3 protein-coding genes are annotated in these 3,658 nt (G+C 62.6%); all 3 read left to right on the forward strand.

Features of this window, described 5'->3' with window-relative positions; all coding sequences use genetic code 11:
- Nucleotides 1–47 precede the first annotated feature (47 nt).
- The 3 genes from EOA29_RS28860 (at nucleotide 48) to EOA29_RS28870 (ending at nucleotide 3,524) form a co-directional block, all read left to right on the forward strand.
- Nucleotides 48–1,802, forward strand: a complete 1,755-nt coding sequence (locus EOA29_RS28860) for a tetratricopeptide repeat protein (RefSeq protein WP_126092303.1) — start codon at nucleotides 48–50, stop codon at nucleotides 1,800–1,802.
- A gap of 230 nt (nucleotides 1,803–2,032) precedes the next feature.
- The gene (locus EOA29_RS28865) at nucleotides 2,033–2,836 is read left to right on the forward strand and encodes an alpha/beta fold hydrolase (RefSeq protein ID WP_126092302.1); all 804 of its coding nucleotides are present in this window, start codon (nucleotides 2,033–2,035) and stop codon (nucleotides 2,834–2,836) included.
- A 70-nt stretch (nucleotides 2,837–2,906) separates the two neighbouring features.
- Nucleotides 2,907–3,524, forward strand: coding sequence for a hypothetical protein (locus tag EOA29_RS28870; protein WP_126092301.1), 618 nt, complete (start codon nucleotides 2,907–2,909; stop codon nucleotides 3,522–3,524).
- Nucleotides 3,525–3,658 lie beyond the last annotated feature (134 nt).

The raw sequence follows: 3,658 nt of genomic DNA on the forward strand, positions 1-3,658 counted from the left end.
CTATATGATCACCTACTAACCTGTGCCGACTTCGAAAGGTTCGACACTTGGAGCCTGCCACGCCTGCCGCCCCCGCAGTGCGCGAGACATTGGAGCGACTGCTTGCCAGCGAAACGTTCGGACGCTCCGAACGTGCCCGCCGGCTGTTGCGCTATCTCGTCGAGCGTGAGCAGGCCGGCGAAGGCGACAGGCTGAAGGGCGTTTCCATCGCCATGGATGTCTTCGGCAAGGACGGCGATTTCGACGCGTCGACCGACGCGGTCGTCAGGGTCCAGGCGGGGCGGCTGCGTGAGCTTCTGGACCATTATTTCGCCAACGAGGGCATTGCCGAGCCGGTGCGCATCGCAATTCCGCGCGGTGGCTATGTGCCTTCTTACGAGCTGAATGCAATCCGGCTGTCCGCCGATGCCGGCCAAGCTTCTGCGCTTTCGTCCGAGCATTTCGAGAATGCTGCGCCCGTCGATGCCACGTTGATGCCGCCCCCGGCGACACCCGCATCCGCCCCATCGCTGACGCGCCAATTGCGGTTCTTCTGGGCCGCCATGGTTCTGGTCATCGCCATGCTGGGCGTGCTCGTCATCCGCCAGGGCGATGCCTTTTTCCACGGTGGCGATGCCGCCGCGCCGGTCGAAACGGCAGGTGCGACCGGCAGCGTCACTTCGCAAAAGTTCGACAGCCTGCCTCTGATTTACGTGGCCATCAAGGCCGACGGGCCGGAGGCGGCCCGTGTCGCCTCTTCGCTGCGCGCCGGCCTCGCCGGCTTCGACACCATAGACTTCATCGGACGCGACGCCGATGGGACACGCGATAGTTCCGCCGATCCGATCAGCTTTGTTTTCGAAATTATTCCCGGACCGGTCTCCGGCAACGTCACGGTCGAATTGCAGAGCGTTGCGACCGGACGGGTTCTCCTGTCACGCAATCTGGACCCGATCGAAAGCGCGTCTTCGGCGGTCGAAGGCAATATCGCCAGCCTCCTGACCTCGACCGTCCCCGCTTCGGGCGCGATCTACAGCTATATCGATCAGAGCGACATCCAGACCAGCCAGATCGGATGTCTGGTGCTCGACGACCGCTACTATCTCGACCAGAGCGCCAAGACGCACGAAGCCGCGTATCGCTGCCTGGAGAAGCTGGTCGGCGAAGGCACCAAGTCATCACTCGTTTACTCGGAGCTCGCTTCCCTGCATCTGGAAGCCGTCAACAACCACTACTCCTATCCGGCCGGCGCAACGGTCGAGCAGGCCATGTCGTTTGCACACCGCGCCATCCAGATGGGGCCGATGAGCCCGCACGCGCATCGCGCCTATGGCTACCTCAACTCGCGTCTCGGCAACACGGATGAAGCGATCCGCTGGATGCGCAAGGCTTATGAACTCAACCCCTACGATCTCGGCATGGCCGCCGCCTATGGCTACGGCCTGATCTTCGCCGGCAAATATCAGGAAGGAACGCCGATCCTGGAACATGCCGTCGAAACCTTCAGCGGCCACCCGACCTGGTGGGATTATGGCCTGTTTCTCGGAGCCTTCATGCAAGGCGATACCAAGAGGGCCGCGATCGCCAGCGAATCGCTCAGGACCACGGCGTCAAAATCGCATTACCTGGCCGCACGTCTGATCGGCGCCAAGATTTCAGGCCGCGACAAGCTAGCAAGCGAGCTGGCGGACGAACTGACGGCCGAATTCCCGAAATTCGCAGCCAATCCGCGCGCGACCTTTGTCGACAGGAAGTATCCCGCCGATCTCACCGATCGGCTGGTGCAGTCCTTGCGGGCTGCGGGGATCGGCAACCCAAGCTGAGCGATCGCAAGCCTGTCTCAGCCTCGTCGACCCTATGATGGAATCGATCCTTGGCTGCTCGGATATCGCAAAAATGGCACGAGGACGACCATTAGAGTAAACTAATGAATCAGGTTCATTGCTGATCGCTCCCAGTCGCGAAGAATTTACTGGCTATCGACTCGGCCGGGGAGCAATGCAGCCACCATTTGGAATAACCCGCTTGTTTTGCTTCGCAGCCGATAAATTTCATGCTCCCATCCCTTAATGCCGCCGAGCACGGTGCAGGCTCGAGGACGATCGTCTTGCTGCACGGCTTCGGCAGTTGCCATGAGATATGGCGCGACGTGATTTCCGCATTGCTGCCGGGTGTTAGGGTGCTGGCTTACGACCTGCCGGGCCATGGAAACTCGTTGGAGTGCGACGGAAATGGCGGCGCCAAGCCGGCAGCACGGGCCATCCTCGCGGATCTTTCTGATCGCCGGCTGGGCAAGGTCCACCTCGTTGGCCATTCCATGGGCGGTGCGATCGCAACGTTGATGGCGCTGGCCGAACCCGAAAGGGTTGCCTCGCTGACCTTGCTGGCGCCCGGCGGCTTCGGACCCGAAATCAACGGTCCGCTGCTGCGCCGCTATGCCGCCGCAGCCGACAGGAACGAGATTCATGCTTGTCTTGCCGCCATGTCGGGGTCGGGGAGCTTGCCGCCCGGACACGTGGTGGAGGCGCTTTTCCGCATGCGTCAAAGGCCAGGCCAGTTGCAGATCCTTGTCGATACGGCAGCCATGATGACCAAGGACGACCGGCAAGGTGTCATACCGGGCGAACGGCTGGAGACCTTGGGCATGCCGGTGATGGTGGTTTGGGGAACGGACGATCCCGTCCTGCCCGTCGACCAGGCCGAAGGCCTGCCGGCGCATTTCCGCCTGCATCACGTGTTGAAAGCAGGCCATATGCTGGTCGAGGAAGCTCCTGACCTGATTGCAGAGGTCGTGCGCCGCAACACGCGGCGCCGCGGCAGACGCCCGCGGCCCGCATTCGGCGCGGAAGCGAGCTGAGCCCCATCTCGCAGTGCATTTTGCCGGCGACTGTGTTAACTCGCTGTTAACCAACAGTGAGGCAGCCGCCATGATGGATGCAGGCGACAAAATCACCCCGATCGAACCGTCGCAAAAGCTGGCGGATGCCATCCGTGACGTCAAGAACGCCTTCGCCGACCGCGACGACGTGGTGGTCGACATGCGCGAGGCGCACCGCATGCGGCTCGACTTGATGGCCGCCGAACTCGCCCCCGTCTTCGCCGGTGTGCCGACCGACATGGACAATTTCGACTTCGCCGTCTCGTCGGGCCTGCAGCCGCGACTGTGGATCGATGCCGTCAGCCACGTCGCCATGGGGCGCGACCGCCGCACCTACCGCTTCCTCAAGGACACGCGCATCGGCCGCGTCGTGCTGGCTGAATCGACCGATATGAAGCTCGTTGCGGATGCCGTCACGCGTTACGTGGCCGAGCGTGTCGTCGAGCGGCAGCGGATGATGGAAGGTGCGGTCGAGAGCGCCGTGCCTGGCCTGCATCGTGCCGATGTCCAGGAAGCAGAGCCACCCTTGCAATCCGCAACGCGCCGCAACGGCTGGACGACCTTCTTCGCCGGCCTCGGCTTGATCGCCGCCGGCGCGCTGGTGGGCCTGGCGGTATCGCTCGTGCTTTTCTGGGATCGCATCGCCCAGATGAAGATCAGCTTCTGACGCGGGCATGACCCCGAAAAGTGTTTTCGGAAAAGATCATGCTCGAACAAACAGACAGAGCCCCGTCCCGATTTCATCGGGATGGAACAGGCTCCAGTTCACGCGCCGGCATAGCGGCGGCGCGTGAACTGGAG

It is taken from the genome of Mesorhizobium sp. M1E.F.Ca.ET.063.01.1.1 (assembly GCF_003998155.1).
Taxonomy (GTDB): domain Bacteria; phylum Pseudomonadota; class Alphaproteobacteria; order Rhizobiales; family Rhizobiaceae; genus Mesorhizobium.

Coding starts and splice junctions, on each gene's coding strand:
- EOA29_RS28865 (WP_126092302.1), top strand. CDS start 2,033: ATGCTCCCATCCCTTAATGCCGCCGAGCACGGTGCAGGCTCGAGGACG.
- EOA29_RS28870 (WP_126092301.1), top strand. CDS start 2,907: ATGATGGATGCAGGCGACAAAATCACCCCGATCGAACCGTCGCAAAAG.